This window comes from Novosphingobium sp. FSW06-99, from assembly GCF_001519065.1.
In the GTDB taxonomy this organism is placed as follows: Bacteria; Pseudomonadota; Alphaproteobacteria; order Sphingomonadales; family Sphingomonadaceae; genus Novosphingobium.
Window position 1 is genome coordinate 57,464 of record NZ_KQ954262.1, and the last position, 19,873, is coordinate 77,336.

General features: G+C 65.3%; 15 protein-coding genes. 9 read left to right on the top strand and 6 right to left on the bottom strand.

Features of this window, described 5'->3' with window-relative positions; translation table 11 throughout:
• Positions 1–39: 39 nt before the first annotated feature.
• Genes AQZ49_RS17910 through AQZ49_RS17925 form a run of 4 tightly spaced genes read left to right on the top strand, consistent with a single transcriptional unit; the run spans position 40 to position 3,311 of the window.
• A complete protein-coding gene (locus tag AQZ49_RS17910; RefSeq protein ID WP_067618945.1) occupies positions 40–1,284 on the top strand; it encodes a flavin-containing monooxygenase in 1,245 nt (414 codons plus the stop codon).
• Positions 1,285–1,294: 10 nt separating this feature from the next.
• Complete coding sequence (locus tag AQZ49_RS17915) at positions 1,295–1,708, top strand: RidA family protein (protein WP_067618949.1); 414 nt, start codon at positions 1,295–1,297, stop codon at positions 1,706–1,708.
• Complete coding sequence (locus AQZ49_RS17920) at positions 1,705–2,379, top strand: DUF1028 domain-containing protein (RefSeq protein WP_067618953.1); 675 nt, start codon at positions 1,705–1,707, stop codon at positions 2,377–2,379. Before AQZ49_RS17915 ends, AQZ49_RS17920 begins: the two co-directional genes overlap by 4 nt.
• Positions 2,376–3,311, top strand: a complete 936-nt coding sequence (locus AQZ49_RS17925; RefSeq protein WP_067618959.1) for a LysR family transcriptional regulator — start codon at positions 2,376–2,378, stop codon at positions 3,309–3,311. Before AQZ49_RS17920 ends, AQZ49_RS17925 begins: the two co-directional genes overlap by 4 nt.
• Here AQZ49_RS17925 and AQZ49_RS17930 read toward each other — a convergent pair.
• From AQZ49_RS17930 to AQZ49_RS17945, 4 genes are all read right to left on the bottom strand, one after another.
• A complete protein-coding gene (locus tag AQZ49_RS17930; protein ID WP_067618963.1) occupies positions 3,304–3,744 on the bottom strand; it encodes a hypothetical protein in 441 nt (146 codons plus the stop codon). The genes AQZ49_RS17925 and AQZ49_RS17930 overlap by 8 nt on opposite strands.
• A 93-nt stretch (positions 3,745–3,837) precedes the next feature.
• The gene (locus AQZ49_RS17935; protein ID WP_082701893.1) at positions 3,838–5,331 is read right to left on the bottom strand and encodes a glycoside hydrolase family 125 protein; all 1,494 of its coding nucleotides are present in this window, start codon (positions 5,329–5,331) and stop codon (positions 3,838–3,840) included.
• Positions 5,328–7,610 carry a GH92 family glycosyl hydrolase gene (locus tag AQZ49_RS17940; RefSeq protein ID WP_082701901.1) on the bottom strand — a complete coding sequence of 761 codons (2,283 nt, stop codon included), beginning with the start codon at positions 7,608–7,610 and terminating at the stop codon, positions 5,328–5,330. The genes AQZ49_RS17935 and AQZ49_RS17940 overlap by 4 nt, the downstream gene beginning before the upstream one ends.
• 193 nt (positions 7,611–7,803) lie before the next feature.
• Complete coding sequence (locus tag AQZ49_RS17945) at positions 7,804–8,685, bottom strand: LysR family transcriptional regulator (RefSeq protein ID WP_067618973.1); 882 nt, start codon at positions 8,683–8,685, stop codon at positions 7,804–7,806.
• A 91-nt stretch (positions 8,686–8,776) separates the two neighbouring features.
• On the opposite strand from AQZ49_RS17945, the gene AQZ49_RS17950 reads away from it, so the two are divergent.
• The 4 genes from AQZ49_RS17950 (at position 8,777) to AQZ49_RS17965 (ending at position 14,008) form a co-directional block, all read left to right on the top strand.
• Positions 8,777–9,943, top strand: a complete 1,167-nt coding sequence (locus tag AQZ49_RS17950) for an acyl-CoA dehydrogenase family protein (protein ID WP_067618977.1) — start codon at positions 8,777–8,779, stop codon at positions 9,941–9,943.
• Between the two features lie 160 nt (positions 9,944–10,103).
• Positions 10,104–11,705, top strand: coding sequence for a carboxyl transferase domain-containing protein (locus tag AQZ49_RS17955; RefSeq protein WP_067618979.1), 1,602 nt, complete (start codon positions 10,104–10,106; stop codon positions 11,703–11,705).
• Positions 11,706–11,708: 3 nt separating this feature from the next.
• Complete coding sequence (locus AQZ49_RS17960; protein WP_067618981.1) at positions 11,709–13,559, top strand: ATP-binding protein; 1,851 nt, start codon at positions 11,709–11,711, stop codon at positions 13,557–13,559.
• The gene (locus AQZ49_RS17965; RefSeq protein ID WP_067618982.1) at positions 13,559–14,008 is read left to right on the top strand and encodes a MaoC family dehydratase; all 450 of its coding nucleotides are present in this window, start codon (positions 13,559–13,561) and stop codon (positions 14,006–14,008) included. The genes AQZ49_RS17960 and AQZ49_RS17965 overlap by 1 nt, the downstream gene beginning before the upstream one ends.
• Here AQZ49_RS17965 and AQZ49_RS17970 read toward each other — a convergent pair.
• Both AQZ49_RS17970 and AQZ49_RS17975 read right to left on the bottom strand, forming a co-directional pair.
• Positions 13,992–15,473, bottom strand: a complete 1,482-nt coding sequence (locus AQZ49_RS17970; protein WP_067619119.1) for an MFS transporter — start codon at positions 15,471–15,473, stop codon at positions 13,992–13,994. The genes AQZ49_RS17965 and AQZ49_RS17970 overlap by 17 nt on opposite strands.
• A 193-nt stretch (positions 15,474–15,666) precedes the next feature.
• Positions 15,667–16,695 (bottom strand): LacI family DNA-binding transcriptional regulator, encoded by a 1,029-nt coding sequence (locus AQZ49_RS17975; RefSeq protein WP_067618988.1) that lies wholly within the window; start codon positions 16,693–16,695, stop codon positions 15,667–15,669.
• 304 nt (positions 16,696–16,999) lie between these two features.
• Here AQZ49_RS17975 and AQZ49_RS17980 point away from each other — a divergent pair, with 304 nt between their 5' ends.
• Positions 17,000–19,846 (top strand): TonB-dependent receptor, encoded by a 2,847-nt coding sequence (locus tag AQZ49_RS17980; RefSeq protein ID WP_067618990.1) that lies wholly within the window; start codon positions 17,000–17,002, stop codon positions 19,844–19,846.
• Positions 19,847–19,873: the final 27 nt, after the last annotated feature.

A 19,873-nucleotide genomic window follows, 5' to 3' on the forward strand; every position in this document is an offset into this window, starting at 1 on the left:
CCCTAAACCCTGTGCCACAGGCGACAAGGATGGCATGGCATGCACAGCGAAAGCGTTGATACGCTGGTGATCGGCGGTGGACAGGCGGGGATCGCGGCCAGCGAACACCTGACGCGGCTGGGCGTGCCGCATCTGGTGGTCGAACGCGCACGGATTGCCGAACACTGGCGCTCGCGCCGCTGGGATTCGCTGGTGGCCAATGGGCCCGCCTGGCACGACCGGTTTCCCCACCAGACATTCGAGGCCACCGCCCCCGAAGGCTTTGCGCCCAAGGAGGAAGTGGCCGACTATCTCGAACGCTATGCCGCGACCTTTGCCGGGCCGATCCGCACCGGGGTCAATGTCACGCGGCTGCGTCGACGGGCCGATGGGGCTTTCGTGGCCGAAACCGGCGATGGCGCCTCAATCGTCGCGCGCAATGTGATAGTCGCCACGGGCGCGTTCCAGAACCCGGTGATCCCGCCACTGATCCCCGCAACGGCGGGGATCACGCAAATCCATTCCGCACACTATCGCAACCCCGGCCAATTGCCCCCCGGCGGCGTGGTGGTGATCGGCGCGGGATCGTCGGGGGTGCAGATCGCCGATGAACTCAACCGGTCGGGTCGGCGCACCTGGCTGGCGGTGGGGCCGCACAGCCGCCCGCCGCGCCGCTATCGCGGGCAAGATTTCGTATGGTGGCTGGGCGCGCTAGGCAAATGGGACCAGACCCCCGAACAGACCAGCGGAACGCACGTGACCATTGCGGTCAGCGGCGCGCATGGTGGGCAGACGGTCGATTTTCGCGACCTGGCCCAGGCCGGGATCACACTGGTGGGCCGCGCCACCGGCTATGCGCAAGGCGCGTTGACTTTTTCGAACGATCTGGCTGCCAACATCGCGGCGGGCGATGCCGACTATCTGGCCACCTTGCGCGAGGCCGATGCTTATGCGCAAGCGCAGCACCTCGATCTGCCCGAAGAGCCCGAGGCCTGGCGCATCGGGCCTGATCCCGCCTGTGTGACCGATCCGCTGCGCAAACTCGATCTGGGCGCCGCCGGGATCACCGCCGTGGTCTGGGCCACCGGCTATGCAATGGATTTCGGGTGGATCGATCTCGACGTGTTCAATCCCGATGGCAGCCCGCGTCACCGGCGCGGGGTCAGCGATGTGCCAGGGCTGCATTTCCTTGGCCTGCCCGGCCTGTCACGCCGTGCCTCGTCATTCATCTGGGGGGTGTGGCACGATGCGGCCCATCTGGCCGAGCATATCGCCGCCCGCGCCGCCGCACCGATCACCGCTTGAAGGAGCCCCGATGCCCGTCCACACCCGCATTCGCCCGTTCAACACCAGGGACACTTATCCCGAACAGCAACTCGACAACGATCTGTGCCAGGCGGTGGTCGCCAGCGGGCGCATGGTGTTCGTGCGCGGGCAGATCGCGCAAGACCTCGACACGCGCGAAAGCCTGCATGTGGGTGATGCCACCTTGCAGACGCGCAAGGCGATGGAAAACATCGCGCTGCTGATGAACGAGGCCGGGGGCGACCTCAGCCACGTGTGCCGGGTGGTCGTCTATCTGATCGACATCCGCTATCGCGAGGATGTCTATCGCGAGATGGGCCGCTGGCTGAAGGGCGTATTTCCGGTGTCGACCGGGCTGGTCGTCTCGGCGCTGGCGCGGCCGGAATGGCTAGTCGAGATCGAGGCGACGGCGGTAATTCCATGACCTTTTCGATTGTCGGACATTGTCCGCGCAGCGGGCAGTACGGCGTGGCGCTGTCATCGTCGAGCCCCGCCGTGGCGGCGCGTTGTGCCCATGCGCGCGCGGGGGTGGGCGCGGTGGCGACGCAGAATGTCACCGATCCACGCCTTGGCCCGCTGGGGCTCGACATGCTGGCGCGCGGCGACGATGCACAGACCGTGGTCGCCAGGCTGGAGGCCAAGGCAGGCGCGCATGCCGCATGGCGACAAGTCACCGTGATCGATGCAGGAGGCGGCGCGGCGTTCAGCGGGGCACAGGCGCTGGGGCGCAACGGGCACGTGATAGCGCCCGGTGCGGTGGCGGCGGGCAACATGCTGGCCAGCGACCACGTCCTGCCCGCCATGCTCGATGCGTTTGCCGCCGCGCCCGATGCGCCACTGGGCGAACGGCTGGTGCTGGCGCTGGAGGCGGCGCTGGCGGCGGGTGGCGAGGAAGGCCCGGTCCATTCCGCCGGGCTGCTGGTGGTGGCAGAACAAGCCTGGCCGCTGGTCGATCTGCGGGTCGACTGGGCCCCGGCACCAATTGCCGACTTGCGCGCGTTGTGGACGCTGTGGCAGCCGCAGATGGATGCCTATGTTACCCGCGCGCTCGATCCGGCCGGCGCGCCCAGCTATGGCGTGCCGGGCGACCTGTGAGCCGGTTCACGCTGAAACACCTGGGCTATTTTGTCGCCGCCGGGGAAGCCGGCAGCGTCACGCTGGCCGCCGAACGCGTCCATATCTCGCCCCCGTCGATTTCCGCCGCCATCACCCAGTTGGAGGCGCAGTTCGATGTGCAACTGTTTGTGCGCCACCATGCGCAGGGCCTGTCGCTGACCGCTGCGGGCGAGCGCCTGCTGATCGCCGCGCGCGACCTTTTGCGCGCCGCCGATGATCTGGGCGATCTGGCGCGCGACATCGCCGGGGGCATCGCCGGACCGTTGCGCGTGGGCGCATTCCGCACGCTGTCGGCACTGGTGCTGCCCGAACTGGTCGCAGGCTTTGCCGCCGCCAACCCGCGCGTGATGCTTACGATGGTCGAAGATGACGAGGCCGACCTTGCCGCCCGACTGCGCCGCGGTGAAATCGATCTGGCGCTCAGCTATGCACAAGCTGCCGACGATATCGTGTTTGAACGCCTGGCGCTGTTGCCGACCTATATCGTGCTGGCCGCAGGGCATGCGCTGGCCCATCGGCCCAGCCTGGCACTGGCCGATCTTGCCGCAGAGCCGTTCATCCTGCTCGATATGCCGGTCAGCCGCGACTATTTCCGTTCGCTGTTCGATCTGGCCGGGGTGGCGATGGCGCCCGCCGCCCGGTCGGATCAGCCTGAAACGATCCGCGCGATGGTCGGCGCGGGGCTCGGCTGGTCACTGATGACGGCACGCCCGGCCAGTCGCGTGGCCGCCAATGGCTGCGCGCTCGTCTATCTACCGCTGGCCGACATGGTCCCGCCGATGGAACTTGGCCTGCTGACCCACCGCACCTTGCGCCAGACCCGCGCGGCGGCGGCCTTTGCCGATTTCTGCCGCGCGCACATCACGACCGATCGCTTGCCGGGAATGGCCGAACTGCCCGCGATCAGTTGAACGCGTCGATATCGACCGCCGCACCGCCCCTGGCAAACCAGGCCCGCGATTCCGCGCGGAACAGCATCACCGCCGCCGCAATCTGCAGCACGATGTTGATCGCGACGATCGCGCGCCCTGCCCCGGGCAGCGTGATCTGCGTATTCCCGGCAAAGATGATGCGCAGGCTGCCGGGCAACCCGATCGCCGCCAGCACCACCCAGATCCAGCGCGCGGTGTTGCTGACGCGGCGGGAAATGAAATACCACAGCAGCACATTGATCACCAAGCCGAGCAGCACCGATCCGATCAGGATGCCCATCACGGCCCCGTTGCCGAGCATGCCAAGCCCCGGATTGGTGGTCATCGTGGTCATCGCCGCCTGCCAGTTGACGGCGCCGCCAACCAGTCCGATGACAATCATCGCCCAATAGATCCGATCGAACACGGTCATGGAATATGGTCGCATCACAACACCCCCTGCTGCCGGACATCGTGCCTGCAACAATCCGCCCGCGCAAACGCAATCTTGCGGGCGCCGCGATCGTTATCCCGGCTTCAGCGCGGGCGGCACCGCCAGCACGCGCGGCATGCGCCCAGCCAGATCGATCACCATTTCGCCGAACAGGCCATTGGCCCAGGCGAACCAGGGGCGGGTGTAATGCGTCGGATTGCCCGCCTCGAACGCCTCGTGCATATAGCCGGTGCCCGCATCGCTGGTCTTGAGCTGGGCCAGGCATGCCGCGACCACGTGCGGATCATCGGACGACAGCGCGCGCACCATCAGCGACATCGGCCAGATCATCCCCACCCCGGCATGCGGCCCGCCGATCCCGGTGTGCCCGCCTTGCGCAAAGAAATAGGGGTTGGCGGTGCTCCAGCAGCGCGCCTCGGTGCGGCGGAACAGCGCATCGTCGCGCGCCACCACGCCCAGATAGGCGAGCGATGACAGGCTGGGCACATTGGCATCGTCCATGAACAGCGTGTTGCCGAACCCGTCAACTTCATAGGCCCACACGCTGCCATCGCTGACCCGGCCATAACGCACCAGCGCCGCCGCGACATCGTCGGCCAGCGTCACGGCATCGCGCGCCAGCGTGGCATCGTGCAGCACGGTGCCCGCAATCTGGGCCAGCCAGCGCAGCGCCTGCACCGCAAACAGGTTTGCAGGGATCAGGAACGGATAGACGCAGGCATCATCGGAGGGGCGGAACATCGAATGGATCAGCCCGACCTTGCGCGTCGGCGCCCCCATCCCGTTCAGCATCAGCGTGTCTTCGGGATTGGTGGTGTTGCGCTGAAACCGGTAGGGGCTGGTGCCGTCCATGCGCTGTTCGGTGCGCAAGGTGGCCACGATCACTTGCGCGGCGCGGTGCCATTCGCTGTCGAACGGCACCGTATCGCCCGTCGCACGCCAATAGCCATAGGCGAGCCGCACCGGATGGCACAGCGAATCGATTTCCCATTTCCGCTCGGCCACGCCGGGGCGCATCGCGGTGGCATCCTGCGCCACCCACCACAGCGGCGATTTGGCCGCATTGGGATCGCGGCCAAAGGCATTGGCATAAGGATCGATCAGGATCGAGCGCGCATGCCGCCCGATCACCCCGCGAAACAGCCGTTGCAACGCCGGATCGCTGCGCGCGAGATGGAGATAGCCCCACACTTGCGCCGAACTGTCGCGCAGCCACATCGCGGGAATGTCGCCGGTCAGCACGAACGTATCGGGCCGCCCGCCCATCGCCCCCACCTCGACCGTGGTGTCGAGCGTGTTGGGATAGCAATTGGCAAACAGCCAGGCCAGTTCGGGATCGGCGATCTGCGCGGTCACCCGCGCGATTTCGGCCTCTACCGCCGGGCTGACAAAGCGCCGGTCGCCCGGCGACGGACGTCGCGAGACGAATTCGGCCGCCTGCACGCGCGGCGCCGCCTGGGGCAGCGCGCCCAGGCCCTCGGCCACGGCCAGCGCCACCGCGCCAGCCGTGCCAAGGCGTTTCAGAAACAGGCGACGATCATGAGGAACGGCAAGGGACAGGTTCACGGCAACGCAATCGACTCGAAACGGGGTGGCCGGGACTCGGGCGCGCGCCCGAAATCCCGATTGGGATGGCTGCCCATTTCGAACACCAGATGGCCGCCGCGTGCAAGCTCTGCGTGCGCAATCCAACTGCGATTCCAGACCCGGCCATTCCAGTGCACCCTTTGCACATAGATCGCATCGGGCCCCACCCCCGGCGCCTCGATCACCAATCGTCCACCGCCGACCATGACTTCGGCACGCGGAAACAGCGGTGTGCCAAAGATCCAGATGCCGCTGACCGGATCGACCGGATAGATGCCGAGCGCGCTTAGCACATACCACGCGCTCATCTGGCCGCAGTCGTCATTGCCCGGCAAACCGGCGGGCGTGGCATTGTACAACGTGTCCATGATCGCCCTTACACGCGCCTGTGTCTTCCACGGCACGCCGCACCAGGCATAGAGATAGGCAACATGGTGGCTCGGCTCGTTGCCTTGCGCATATTGCCCGATCATGCCCGAAATGTCGGGCGGCGCATCGGGCAACAGCGTGCTGTCGGCGGCGAACAGCGCGTCGAGCCGCGCCTCGAACGCGGCATCGCCGCCCATCACCGCGATCATGCCGGGAACATCGTGCTGCGCCAGAAACGTCGCCTGCCACGCGTTGCATTCGGTGAAATCGCGCCAGTGCCGGCTGTCATGCCCCAGCGCGCGCGGATCGAACGGTTCGGCAAAGGTGCCATCGCTCAGCCGGGGTCGCACAAAGCCGGTCTGCGGATCGTAGAGCGTGCGCCAGTTGTGCGACCGCGCGCGCAGTTTCGCGGCATCGTCATGCGCCCCTGCGGCATCGGCGATTACCGCCATGGCCCAGTCGTCGATGCCATATTCCAGCGTCTTGCTGGCGCTTTCGCGCACCGTATCGGCGGGAATATAGCCCAGCCGGCGATAGGGTTCGAGGCCATGGCCATCATCGTCGAACGCCAGGCTGCGCACGATCGGCCACAACGCCGCGACATCGATGCCCTTCACACCCTTTACCAGCGCCTCGGCAATCACCACCACAACATGCCAGCCGATCATGCAATGCGTTTCGATGCCCTGCAGCGGCCAGATCGGCAGACCGAACGGGCTTTCATGCGCCATCGTCACCAGATTGCGTACAAACTGCCCGCACCGTTCGGGATCGACCAGCGTCAGCAGCGGATGAAACGCGCGATAAGTGTCCCACAGCGAATAGGCGCTGAAATTGCCGACCGCCTGCGTCGTGGAATGCACCGCACTGTCCATCCCGCGATAGCGCCCGTCGCTGTCGATGAACAGATTGGGGGCGATCGCGGTGTGGTAGAGCGCGCTGGCCATCGTGCCCTGTTGTTCCGCCGTGCCGCCGAACACCCGCACCCGTCCCAGTTGCGCGGTCCAGGTGCCGCGTGCCGCGCGGCGCACCTGGTCGAAATCCCAATCGGGCGCTTCGGCATCGAGATTGGCGATCGCGCCCGCCACATCGACGCCTGACAGCGCCACCTTGACCAGCACCGGCGCAGTGGCCGCATCGGGCAGCATGATCGCCAGTTTCAGCAGGGCACCGGCGATACCGCGCGTGCCGGCAGGCGCTTCGACATCGGCGTTGAAAAACCGCACCTGATCGAGCGCGCACGACACGCGCATGGCGAAATGGATCTGCCGCCCGTCGGCCCATTCGTGCACGTGACGGCTGCCGACGATCAGGTCGGGTCCGGCAATCTGCAACATCGCCTCCGTCACGTCGGTATCGCGCGCGGGATCATCGCGCAGGCTGATGGGATCGGGCGCGGGCCGCGCGCCATGCGTCAGATCGATCAGCAGATGGCCCGCCGCCGGAAAGCGATAGCGGTGCATACCGGTGCGCGCGGTCGCGGTCAGTTCGACAGCGATCCCGCTGTCTTTCAGGCGCACCGCGTAATAGCCGGGCTCGGCCCGTTCATCGGCGTGGTCGAACGCCTGGCGATAGCTGCCCTCTGGCCGTTCGCGCGTGCCGGGATCGAGCACCAGCGGCCCCGTGCGCGGCACCACCAGCACGTCCATCAGGTCGCTCGCCCCGGTGCCGCTCAGATGGTTGTGCGAAAATCCCATGATCGTGGCATCGTCATGGTGATAGCCCGAACAGGCATCCCAGCGCCCGGTGTCGGTATCGGGGCCAAGCTGGACCATGCCATAGGGCAGGCACGCGGCAGGCGTCGTGTGCCCATGCGCGCCGGTGCCGACCATCGGATCGACCAGCGCGACCGGATCATAATCGCCCGACGTACCCAGGATCGGCCCCATCGCCAGCCGTAGACCCGCCGCACGCGGGCTGACCAGCGCGAAAGTGGCCGATGCCTTGATCAAGTCTCGCCGCGAAAGTGCCACGTGCGATTTCTCCGGTCTGTCCGCACCAAAAGGGGTTGCGAAAGCGGCCCGATCATACCGCGCGAGCTCTGGCGGGAATCCCGCACGGCACGATCCGGTTCGCTGCGCATCATACGATTGCTGCACTTTTTACCACGTTAAGACGTGCAGCAATTGTGCGCAAAATGTCGCGGGATGCGATATCTGCGGCGAAATCTGCATCGCACAGCAGCCCGATCGTGCGGTGAAAGGCATAGCCCGCCACATCGATCGGCACGGTCCCGGCAATCGCCAGCGACACCGGCGCGGTGGTGATCCCCAGCCCCGCCGCGACCATCGCCAGACACCGTTCGTCGCTGTCGCTGCGCAAGGCAAAGCGCGGCCGCACCCCGGCGGCCGTGAAAAAACGGCTGGTGTCGTCGAGCACTTCGCAGGCGCGCCGCGCGATCATGATTTCGCTGGCCAGATCTTCCGGCGCGACTTGCCCTGCGCCCGCCAGCCGATGCGTGGCAGGCACCATCATGCGATAGGCCTCGTCCCACAAAGGGTGCGCGACCATGCCCTGTTCCTTGTCGCGCAACAGCGTCAGCGCACAGGCGATCCGCCCGCTGGCCAGCGCCCCGCGCAATTCGTGATCGGTGCCCTCGATCAGTTCGACACCGAAGGCATCGCGCAATGGTTCGACCACCGCGCGCAGATCGCGCGCCGCCACCGTGCGCAACGTGCCAAGCCGCAGCGTCGGCCAGTCGGGCATGGTGCCCCGGCCAAAGCTGTCGGCGGCGCGAAACCCGCGCTCCAGATCGCGCGCGATGGTCAGAAACGCGCCGCCCGCCTCGGTCAGGCGGATATGGCGGCGGTTGCGCACGAACAAACGCGTGCCGACCAGCCGTTCCAGTTCGGCAATCCCCGCCGACAGCGATGGCTGGGTAATATGCAGACGTGCCGCCGCCTGGACGAAACTGCCCGCGTCGGCAACGCCAAGGAACTGGCGGATGTGATGGCGCTTTATCATAGATAGAACCTATATGAAGACGCGCCCAATTTCAATTTCCCGCCCATCGCCGCATGCGGTAAACAGGCGCCAACAATCATCAGAGGATGCCATGCGCGCGACACCCGACTTCGATTTCGGCTTGTCCGAACAGACCGTGATGCTGCGCGACAGCGTTGCGCGCTTTGCCGATGACCGGATCGCGCCGATCGCCGCCGCGATCGATGCGCAAGACCGTTTCCCGCGCGAGATCTGGCCCGAAATGGGCGCGCTTGGGCTGCATGGCCTGACCGTGGAAGAAGCCGATGGCGGGCTGGGCCTGGGCTATCTCGACCATGTCGTTGCGGTTGAGGAAGTCAGCCGCGCCAGCGCCAGCGTGGGGCTGTCCTATGGCGCGCACTCGAACCTTTGCATCAACCAGATCCGCCGCTGGGGCACGCCTGAACAAAAGGCGAAATACCTGCCCGCGCTGATCAGCGGCGATCATGTCGGCGCGCTGGCAATGTCCGAGGCGGGCGCCGGCAGCGACGTGGTGGGCATGAAACTGCGCGCCGAGGCGGTGCCCGGCGGATACCGGCTGAACGGCACCAAATACTGGATCACCAACGGATCAGAGGCTGACACGCTGGTGGTCTATGCCAAGACCGCGCCCGAGGGCGGGTCGCGCGGGATCACCGCGTTCCTGATCGAAAAGGGCTTTGCCGGGTTTTCGATCGGGCAAAAGATCGACAAGCTGGGCATGCGCGGATCGCCCACGGCCGAGCTGGTGTTCGACGACTGCTTCGTGCCCGAAGATGCGGTGATGGGCCCGCTGCACGGCGGGGTCGGCGTGTTGATGAGCGGGCTCGACTATGAACGCGTGGTGCTGTCGGGTATCCAGTTGGGGATCATCCAGGCCTGTCTCGACACGGTGATCCCCTATGTGCGCGACCGGCGCCAGTTCGGCCAGCCGATCGGATCGTTCCAGTTGATGCAGGCCAAGATCGCCGACATGTATGTCGCGCTGCAATCGGCGCGCGCCTATGTCTATGCGGTCGCCGCCGCCTGCGACAAGGGACAGACCACACGGTTCGACGCGGCGGGCGCAATCCTGCTGGCGAGCGAAAACGCCTTTCGCGCGGCAGGCGAAGCGGTGCAGGCGCTGGGCGGCGCGGGCTATACCAAAGACTGGCCCGTTGAACGGTATCTGCGCGATGCCAAACTGCTCGACATCGGCGCCGGGACCAACGAGATCCGCCGCATGCTGATCGGCCGCGAGCTGATCGGAGCCAGAGGATGACCCAGCCCCTGAAATCCTCCCCGAAATGGGGAGGGGGACCGCGCGAAGCGTGGTGGAGGGGCTTGGCCCCAAGCGCCCACATCCGCAATGTTGCACCCGGCGGCACGCCCCCTCCACCAGCTTCGCTGGTCCCCCTCCCCATTTCGGGGAGGATGTTTGCGTGACGGCGCCCGTCATCTCCACCACGCTCGATCGCGCGAGCCCCGAGGCGCAGGCCCTTGAGGCGTACAATCGCGCGCTGGCGGCCGACTTGCGCACGCATGTCGCCCGCGTCGCGCAAGGCGGCGGCGCAAAGGCGCGCGACCGGCACACCGCGCGGGGCAAACTGTTGCCGCGTGAACGTGTCGAGCGCCTGCTCGATCCCGGCACGCCGTTTCTCGAACTGGCGCAATTGGCCGCAAACGGTCTCTATGACGACGAAGTGCCCGGTGCCGGGCTGATCACCGGCATCGGGCGCGTGGCGGGGCGTCAGGTGATGATCGTGGCCAACGACGCCACGGTCAAGGGCGGCACGTATTACCCGATGACCGTCAAGAAGCACTTGCGCGCGCAGGCCGTGGCCGCCGAAAACCGCCTGCCCTGCCTCTATCTGGTCGATTCAGGCGGGGCCAACCTGCCGCATCAGGCCGAAGTGTTCCCCGACCGCGAGCATTTCGGGCGGATCTTCTTCAACCAGGCGCAGATGTCGGCGCAAGGGATTGCCCAGATCGCCTGCGTGATGGGCAGTTGCACGGCCGGCGGCGCCTATGTGCCCGCAATGAGCGACGAGACGGTGATCGTGCGCCAGCAGGGCACCATCTTTCTGGCCGGGCCGCCGCTGGTCAAGGCCGCGACGGGCGAGGATATCAGTGCCGAAGACCTGGGCGGCGGCGATCTGCACGCGCGCAAATCGGGGGTGGCCGATCATCTGGCCGCCAGCGACGACCACGCCATCGCGATCCTGCGCGATATCGTCAGCACTTTGCCCCCGCCGCAGACCGCACCGGTCAACCGCCGCGCGCCGGCCGATCCGTTATACCCCGCCGACGATCTCTACAGCCTGATCCCCGCCGACGTGCGTGCGCCCTATGACGTGCGCGAAGTGATCGCGCGGATTGTCGACGGCAGTGAATTTCACGAATTCAAGCCACTCTATGGCACCACGCTGGTCACCGGGTTTGCCCATGTCCACGGCATGCCGGTGGCGATCCTGGCCAACAACGGGGTGCTGTTTTCCGAAAGCGCGACCAAGGGCGCGCATTTCATCGAACTGGCCTGTCAGCGGCGCATCCCGTTGCTGTTCCTGCAAAACATCACCGGTTTCATGGTCGGCGGCAAGTACGAGGCCGAAGGGATCGCGCGCCATGGCGCAAAGCTGGTGACGGCGGTTGCCACCGCCAGCGTGCCCAAGATCACCGTACTGATCGGCGGGTCGTTCGGTGCGGGCAATTACGGCATGTGCGGCCGCGCCTATGACCCGCGTTTCCTGTTCACCTGGCCCAATGCGCGCATTTCGGTGATGGGCGGCGAACAGGCGGCCAGCGTGCTCGCCACCGTGCATCGCGATGCCGCAACGTGGAGCGCCGAACAAGCCGAAGCGTTCAAGGCGCCGATCCGCGACCGGTTCGAGGCCGAGGGTAGCCCTTATTTCGCCACCGCGCGGCTGTGGGACGATGGCATCATCGACCCGGTGCAGACCCGCGATGTGGTTGGCCTGTCGCTCGCCGCCGCACTGGAGGCCCCCTTCCCCGATCAGGCACGCTTTGGCGTGTTCAGGATGTAACCGATGATCCGCTCGCTGCTTGTCGCCAATCGCGGCGAAATCGCCTGCCGCATCATCCGCACCGCGCGGGCCATGGGCATCCACACGGTCGCGGTCTATTCCGACGCCGATTCCGGCGCGCTGCATGTGCGCATGGCCGACGCGGCACTGGCGATCGGCCCGGCACCGGTGCGCGAATCCTATCTGGTGGGCGCGCGCATCATCGCCGCCGCGCTGGAAACGGGGGCAGAGGCGATCCACCCCGGCTATGGTTTCCTGTCGGAAAACGCCGCCTTTGCGCAAAGCGTGATCGATGCAGGGTTGGTGTGGGTCGGGCCCGATCCCGCCAGCATCACCGCGATGGGGCTGAAAGACGCGGCCAAGCGTCTGATGGCCGAAGCGGGCGTGCCGGTCACGCCGGGCTATCTGGGCGAAAACCAGGACGCCGACCATCTGGCAGAACAAGCCGCGCAAATCGGTTATCCGGTGCTGATCAAGGCGGTGGCGGGCGGCGGCGGCAAGGGCATGCGGCTGGTCGAGGCACCTGGGGACTTTGCCGAGGCGCTCGCCTCGTGCCAGCGCGAGGCCGCTGCATCGTTCGGCAATGCCCATGTGCTGATCGAGAAATATATCCTGTCGCCCCGGCATATCGAGGTGCAGGTGTTCGGCGATACCCACGGCAATGTGGTGCACTTGTTCGAACGCGACTGTTCGCTGCAACGCCGTCACCAGAAAGTGATCGAGGAAGCCCCTGCCCCCGGTATGGATCTTGCCACGCGGGCCGCGCTGTGTGCCGCGGCGGTGCGCGCGGCAAAGGCAGTGAACTATCGCGGCGCGGGCACGATCGAATTCATCGCCGATGGATCCGGCGCGCTGAATGCCGATCGCATCTGGTTCATGGAAATGAACACCCGGCTGCAAGTCGAACACCCGGTGACCGAGGCGATTACCGGCATCGATCTGGTGGAATGGCAATTGCGCGTGGCCAGCGGCGAGCCGCTGCCGCTGATGCAGAATGCCATCACCATGGCCGGTCATGCGGTCGAGGCGCGGCTCTATGCCGAAGATCCCGCAGCGGGGTTCCTGCCCAGTGTGGGGCGGCTCGATCATTTCCGCCTGCCGCAGACGGGCCGGATCGACAGTGGGGTGGAACAGGGCGACAGCATCAGCCCGTTCTATGACCCGATGATGGCCAAGCTGATCCATCACGCGCCCACGCGGAGCGAAGCCCTGGCGGGTTTGGCCGGGATGGCGCGCGCGGTCGAATGCTGGCCCGTGCGCACCAATGCAAGTTTTGTCGCGCACGCGCTGTGCGACGACGATGTCGTGGCCGGACGGCTCGACACCGGACTGGTCGGGCGGCGCGGCGATGCATGGGCGGCGCGACCCGCGCCCGGCGCGGCGCTGTTGCAGGCGGTCGCGCGGCATCTGGTCGGGCCGCTGCCCGCGCTGACCGGCTGGCGCCTCAATGCCGCCCCCGTGCCAGTGGTGATGCGACTTGATGATGGCGAAATCGTCCATGCCGTGACGCTCGACGGGCCCGCCGCCGGATCGATCGAACCAGCGCCGCGCGGCGTTCTGGCCAGCGAAGCGGGCACAACCTGGCTGATCCGCCCGTGGCGTCCTGCCGGGGCCGAGGCTGCCGAAGGCGCGGGCGCGCTGCATGCGCCGATGCCCGGACTGGTGACGGCGGTGATGGTGGCCGTGGGCGAGCGTGTCGCCAAAGGCCAGACGCTGCTGACGCTCGAAGCGATGAAGATGGAACAGGCGATCAAGAGCCCGCTCGACGGTCTGGTCGCCGAATTGCCGGTGACGGCGGGGCAACAAGTTGGTGCCGAGGCGCTGCTGGTGCGCGTGGAAAAGGATCAGGACTGATGCCCGGACGCCATTTCGAAGACTGGACGATCGGCACGCGCATCACGCATCAGCCCAGCCGCACGGTGACCGAAACCGACAACCTGCTGTTTTCGGCGATGACGCACAATCTGCAACCGCTGCACCTCGACGCCGAAACCGCGCGGGCGAGCGAATTCGGCCAGATGCTGGTCAATTCGACGTTCACTTTCGCGCTGTGCGTCGGGCTGTCGGTGAGTGACACGACGGTCGGCACGCTGGTCGCCAATCTGGGCTTTGACAAAGTGGTCACGCCCAAACCCACGTTCATCGGCGACACGCTGACCTGTCACAGCGAAGTGATCGACACACGGCCCAGCAAATCGCGGCCAGAGGCCGGCGTGGTGACATTCCGCCACTGGCTGACCAACCAGCGCGGCGAAGAGGTGCTGTCGTGCACCCGCACCGCGCTGATCAGGCGGAAGGGCTGAGGCGCAGCGAAAACGCTGCCGCGATCATCAATGCGCCTGCGCCGAATGCCATTGTCCACACCGGCTGGCCCGGAAAGGCCAGCTTCAGGATCGATCCCATCACCGTCGCCACCAGCAATTGCGGCACGACCACGAAAATGTTGAACAGCCCCATATAGACGCCCAGCTTGGCCTGCGGCAGGCTGGAGGCCAGAATGGCATAGGGCAGACCCAGGATCGAGGCCCAGGCCATGCCCACGCCGATCTCGCTCAACGGCAACAGCGCGGGATCGTGCAGCACCATGAAACTGCCCAGCCCCAGCGCACCGGCGACCAGACACAGCGCATGCGCACGCGTGTTGCCCAACCGTCGTGCCAACCAGGGTAGCGCGGTCAGCGAAAACAGCGCGGCAAACCCGTTGTAGCAGGTGAACAGCACACCGACCCAGTTGCCTGCTGCCTGATAGCCCGCGCTGGCCGGATCGGCGGTGCCGTAAAACGCCTGCGCCACCACCGGCGTGGTGTAGATCCACATCACGAACAGCGCCGACCAACTGAAAAATTGCACGACCGCCAGCCGTTTCATCAGCGGCGGCATGCCCGAAAAATCGCCGACAATGCTCGCCAGCATGGTCTGCTGCCGCCCGGCGCGTGCCAGGGCATAGGCGATCAGCGATACGATCCCGTACCCGGCCAGCAGGCCGCCAAGCAAATAGACCTCTTTCTGCAAACCCAGCAACGACACCGCGCCCAGCACCGCGATGCCCGCCGCAATCCACGCCATGCCGGGCCACCAGCCGCGCGCGACCAGATCGACCGGCGGTGCGGCGTGATCCTGCGTTTCACCAAACGCGGCCATTTCGCCGGGCGAATATTCGCGATTGCCCAGCACCGTCGCCAGCACGGCGATCAACAGCGCCGCCGCGCCCGCGTAAAAACTGATTCGCACGGTGTCGGGAATCGTGCCCACAGCCGCCACATTGGCGACACCCAGACGCGTCAGCACATAGGGAAAGATCGAGCCGACCACCGCGCCTGCACCGATGAATGCGGTCTGCACCGCATAGCCCGCGGCATGCTGATCGGCATGCAGACTGTCTCCGACAAAGGCCCGGAACGGTTCCATCGCCACATTCATGCTGGCATCGAGCACCCACAGCAGCAGCGCCGCCGCGAGCAGGCCATGCGCCAGCGGCATGCCCGTCAACGCCAGCGACGCGAGCACCGCGCCCGCCAGAAAATAGGGCCGACGCCGCCCGAACCGCCCCAGCCAGGTGCGATCCGACAGATGCCCGATCACCGGCTGCACAAGCAGCCCGGTCAGCGGCGCGGCCACCCACAGCGCCGACAAGTCGTCAATCCCGCTGCCCAGCGACTGGAACACCCGGCTCATGTTGGCATTTTGCAGGGCAAACCCGATCTGGATGCCGAAAAAGCCGATGCTGATGCGGCACAGACCGAAAAACGACCGGCGCGGCTTTTCCATTGTCATGCTCTCCGTTTCCACCGCACCCGATTTGCCCCCGTACATGCAAGACCGGCGCGATGGGGTCGATTTTCAATGCCCTGAATTGCGGCCGATGCGCATCGATCACGCCCGCGTTCTTTTGCACCAGTCGGGGTGAAGCACGCCAACGTGCGCGCGCCAATCACACTGCATACGAATACCGGGGGGGGGGCTAGGCCACGCGCTGCGTCGATTGCCGAACGATCAGGCGCGGGGCGAGGACGGCGTTCTGCACTTCAAGGCCTTTGATCTGCGCGATCAGCGCCTCGACCAGCGAGGCCCCCGCACGCGTGGCATCCTGCGCCACGGTGGTCAGCGGTGGATGGGTGAACCCGGCCAGCGGAATGTCGTCAAACCCGACCAGCCCGATATCGCCCGGGATCGACAGCCCCGCCTCTTCAAACGCGCGCATCGCGCCGATCGCGATCAGGTCGCAGGCGGCAAACACCGCGTCAAACGGCTTGCCCTGGGCCAGCAGCACGCGCGCCGCGCCATAGCCGGCCGCATCGGTTGTCACCGCGCTGAACACCAGATCGGGATCGGGGGTGATCCCCGCCTCGACCATGGCATCGCAGGCGCCGCGCCAGCGGTCATGCACTTCGGGCGCGTGGCTCGATGCCTCACCCAGAAAGGCAATCCGGCGATAGCCGCGCGCAATCAGGTGGCGCACCGCCAGCGCCCCGCCCAGCCGATTGTCGCACCCGATAGTCATGCCCGGCGCATCGGCGGTGACCGAGCCCCAGCGCACATACCGCGTGCCCTCGTTTTCCAGTTGGTCAAGCCGTTCGCGATAGGTTTCGTAATCGCCATACCCCAGCAGCATGATGCCGTCGGCCTTGCGGCTATATTCGTAATCGACGTGCATGCTGCGAGAAAACTGCTGGAATGACGTCAGCAGGTCATAGCCGTGCTGCGCACAAGTGCGTGCGATAGACCCCAGCATCGACAGGAAAAACGGGTTGATATGCGAATCATCCGGCGTGGGATCATCAAAAAACAGCAGCGCCAGCGTATTGGTGGTGCGCGATCGCAGGCGCGAGGCATTGCGATCGACCGCATAGTTCAATTGCGCAGCAATCGCCTCGATCCGCAGACGCGTCGCTTCGCTGACCGAAGGATGCCCGCGCAGCGCGCGCGACACGGTGGGCTGCGAAACCCCCGCGCGCTGTGCGATATCAAACGATGTCGGTTTGAAGCTCATGGCCGGTAGCGCACACCTCCCGTTCGGTTCTGTTTTTCAACGAACGATTAGCAGGCCAAAGGCCGCGTTGGAAGAGGCTGTGACATCACACCCAAGCCGCCGAATGCATGCATGATCCTGACATACGTATGTCGGTTCCTTTCCATGATCGCGGCGCGCGGGCAAATCGATGACATCGGATCAGATGGCTGGGGCGTGCCATCGCGGGGACTGCCTGAGCGCCGGATCATGGCGCCAAAATCTGACCGCGTATGTGTTTTGCAAGACCGAGATGCGCCGAGCGCACCGGTTCAGGGAGGGTGACATGGTCAAGCTGTACCAGAGCGCTGGCTCGACGGCGTTGTTCAAGCAGTTTTTGAAAACCGGGGTTGCCGCCCTGGCGGTTGCAGGGATCACCCCTGCCATGGCGCAGGACGCGACCACCGCGCCGCCAACCGCCAAACCGGCCGAAAATCTGAACGAGGCGATCATCGTCAGCGGTTATGCCCGGTCGATCACCAACGCCAACCGTATCAAGGAACTGTCGGTTTCGGTGGTCGAGGCGATTTCGGCCGAAGACGTGGGCAAATTGCCCGACGTGTCGATCGCCGATTCGCTGTCGCGCCTGCCCGGCCTGGCCGTGCAACAGGCGGCGGGACGCGCCAAATACCTGTCGATCCGTGGTTTCGGCCCCGATTACACCACCGCCACGCTCAATGGCCGCATGATCGCCACGGTCGATGACAACCGCCGGTTCGACTATGGCCAGTTCCCGGGCGACCTGTTCCAGGAAATCGACGTCATCAAGACGCCGTCGGCCACGCTGCTCGATCAGGGCCTGGCCGGGACGGTCGATCTGAAGACCTATGACCCGCTGAAGTCGAAGAACAGCTTCAGTGTCAACATCCAGGGTGAAGTCGGGCAATATGGCGCGCTCAACCCCGAAGGATCGAACAAGGGCTACAAAGTCTCGTCGGTCTATGTGCACAAGTTTGCCGACGACACCATCGGCGTTTCGCTGGGCGTTTCGGCCATCAAGGATCCGACGCAGGATTACCACTGGGCGACCGGCGGCGGCAACGGCAACTATTATGGCCCCGGCAGCCAGGATGCGGCCGGCAACATCGGCCCCGACGACATCCAGAACTATGTCAACACCAACACGCTCTATCGCCAGTCGGCGTTCGGCCATGTTATCTATCGTCCGAACGACAAGTTCGAAATGTCGCTCGACGCGCTCTACAGCCAGTCGAAGACGCGCGAATATTCGCGCGGCTGGGAAATGCCGCTGGCAAGCTGGAGCCACGACACCGAAGTTCCCGGCACCGAAACCGCGAAAAACGGCTATGTGCAGTCGGAACAGTGGAATGTCTCTCCGGTGCTGCGCAACGACTACAACACGTCCGACGCGCACACGTTCGCGATTGGGTGGAACGGCAAGGCGGCCCTGTCGGACTCGCTCAGGCTGGTGGTCGATGCGAACTATTCGCATGCCCATCGCCATGACAACACCTATGAAATCTATGGCGGCGCAGCCACACCAGGCCTTGCCACGATCACCCGCGAGCCCGACGGCAGCTATGGCGTGAACATTTCCGGGACCAATTTTGCCGATCCCACCAATGTCTCGCTGACCGACCCGCAGGGCTGGAACCAGGTCGGCTTCAACAACGTTCCCGACGTAACCGATTCGATCAAGGCGCTGCGTGCCGAACTCCAAGGCGATCTTGGCAACGGTTTCTTCAAGAGCTGGGTGGCCGGTGCCAACTACAGCGATGAAAACAAGGTTTCGGCCTATTCGGGCTATTACATCTGTCTGCCGGGGCCGGCCTCGGTCGGCGGCTGCGGCAACGACAACGCCCAGGTGACCAGCGTGGCCATCCCGCAGTCGATCATCGACGGCACGGTTACGCCTTATGGCGTTACCGGCACGCAGTTGCTCGCGGTCAATCCGATTGCCGCGCAAAACCTGCTGCGTATCGCCCCGCAATCGCTGGCCAGCGACAGCGCCCGCGACTGGACGGTGCGCGAGCACGTGTTGACCGGCTATGCCCAGGCCAATTTCGACCAGATTGCCGGCGATGTGAAAATTCGCGGCAACATCGGCGTCCAGGTCGTCAACACCAACCAGAGTTCGATCGGCAATATCGCCCTTTCTGCTACCCAGTTCGCGCCGAGCTATGGCGGGGCAAAATACACCTATTTTCTGCCAAGCCTGAACACGAGCTTCGAAATCGGCGACAAGAACTATATCCGCTTTGGCGCCAGCCGCACTTTGGCACGCGCCACGCTCGACAACGAAAACGCGTCGTTCGCGGTCAACTATTGCGGCGCACAGGGCTGCACCACGGTGCCCAAGATCAACGGCGATACGCCGCTGTTGTCGGGATCTGGCGGCAATCCCTATATTCGCCCCTATTTTGCCGACAACCTCGACCTGGCGTTCGAAAAATACTTTGCGCATGATCAGGGCAAGTTCGCGATTGCGGGATATTACAAGCACATCTCGAATTTCGCGACGCAGAACTCGAACCTCAACACCGGCAATGTCAACAGTGGCGGCCCGACCACGTCGACCACCTATGGCTATGACTTCTCGGCCTACAGCGCCCTGGTCAACACGCCGGGCGTGCTTGGCAGTGCCGGTACGACCACCCAGGGCTGGGCCTCGGCGCCGATCAACGACGGCAAGGGCGATGTCTATGGCTTTGAAGCCAGCCTCGTCCTGCCGCTCAAGGTGCTGACCCCGGCGCTCGACGGGTTTGGGGTGATTGGCAACTATGCCAACACGTCAAGCAAGATCAAGTTTTCCAACGGCGCCGTGATCACCCTGCCCGGTCTGTCGAAGGATGTGACCCAGGCGCAGATCTTCTTCGAAAAGTACGGCTTCAATGCGCGTGCCTCGTTCACCCATCGCGGGCAATACCTGGGCGATTATCAACTGTTCAACGCACAGGTCACCGCCAACCTGACCAAGGCGCAATCGACGCTCGACGCGCAAGTCGGCTATGACTTCAAGTCGGGTCCGCTCAACGGTCTGTCGGTCTATGTGCAGGGCCACAACCTGACCAATGCCAAGACGCTGTCCTATGTGAACAACGACCCGAACGAGATCAACATTCGCGACCAGTACGGCGCGCAGTACCTCTTCGGCGTGACGATGAAGTTCTGATCAAACGGTCCCTCAACGGAGGCGGCG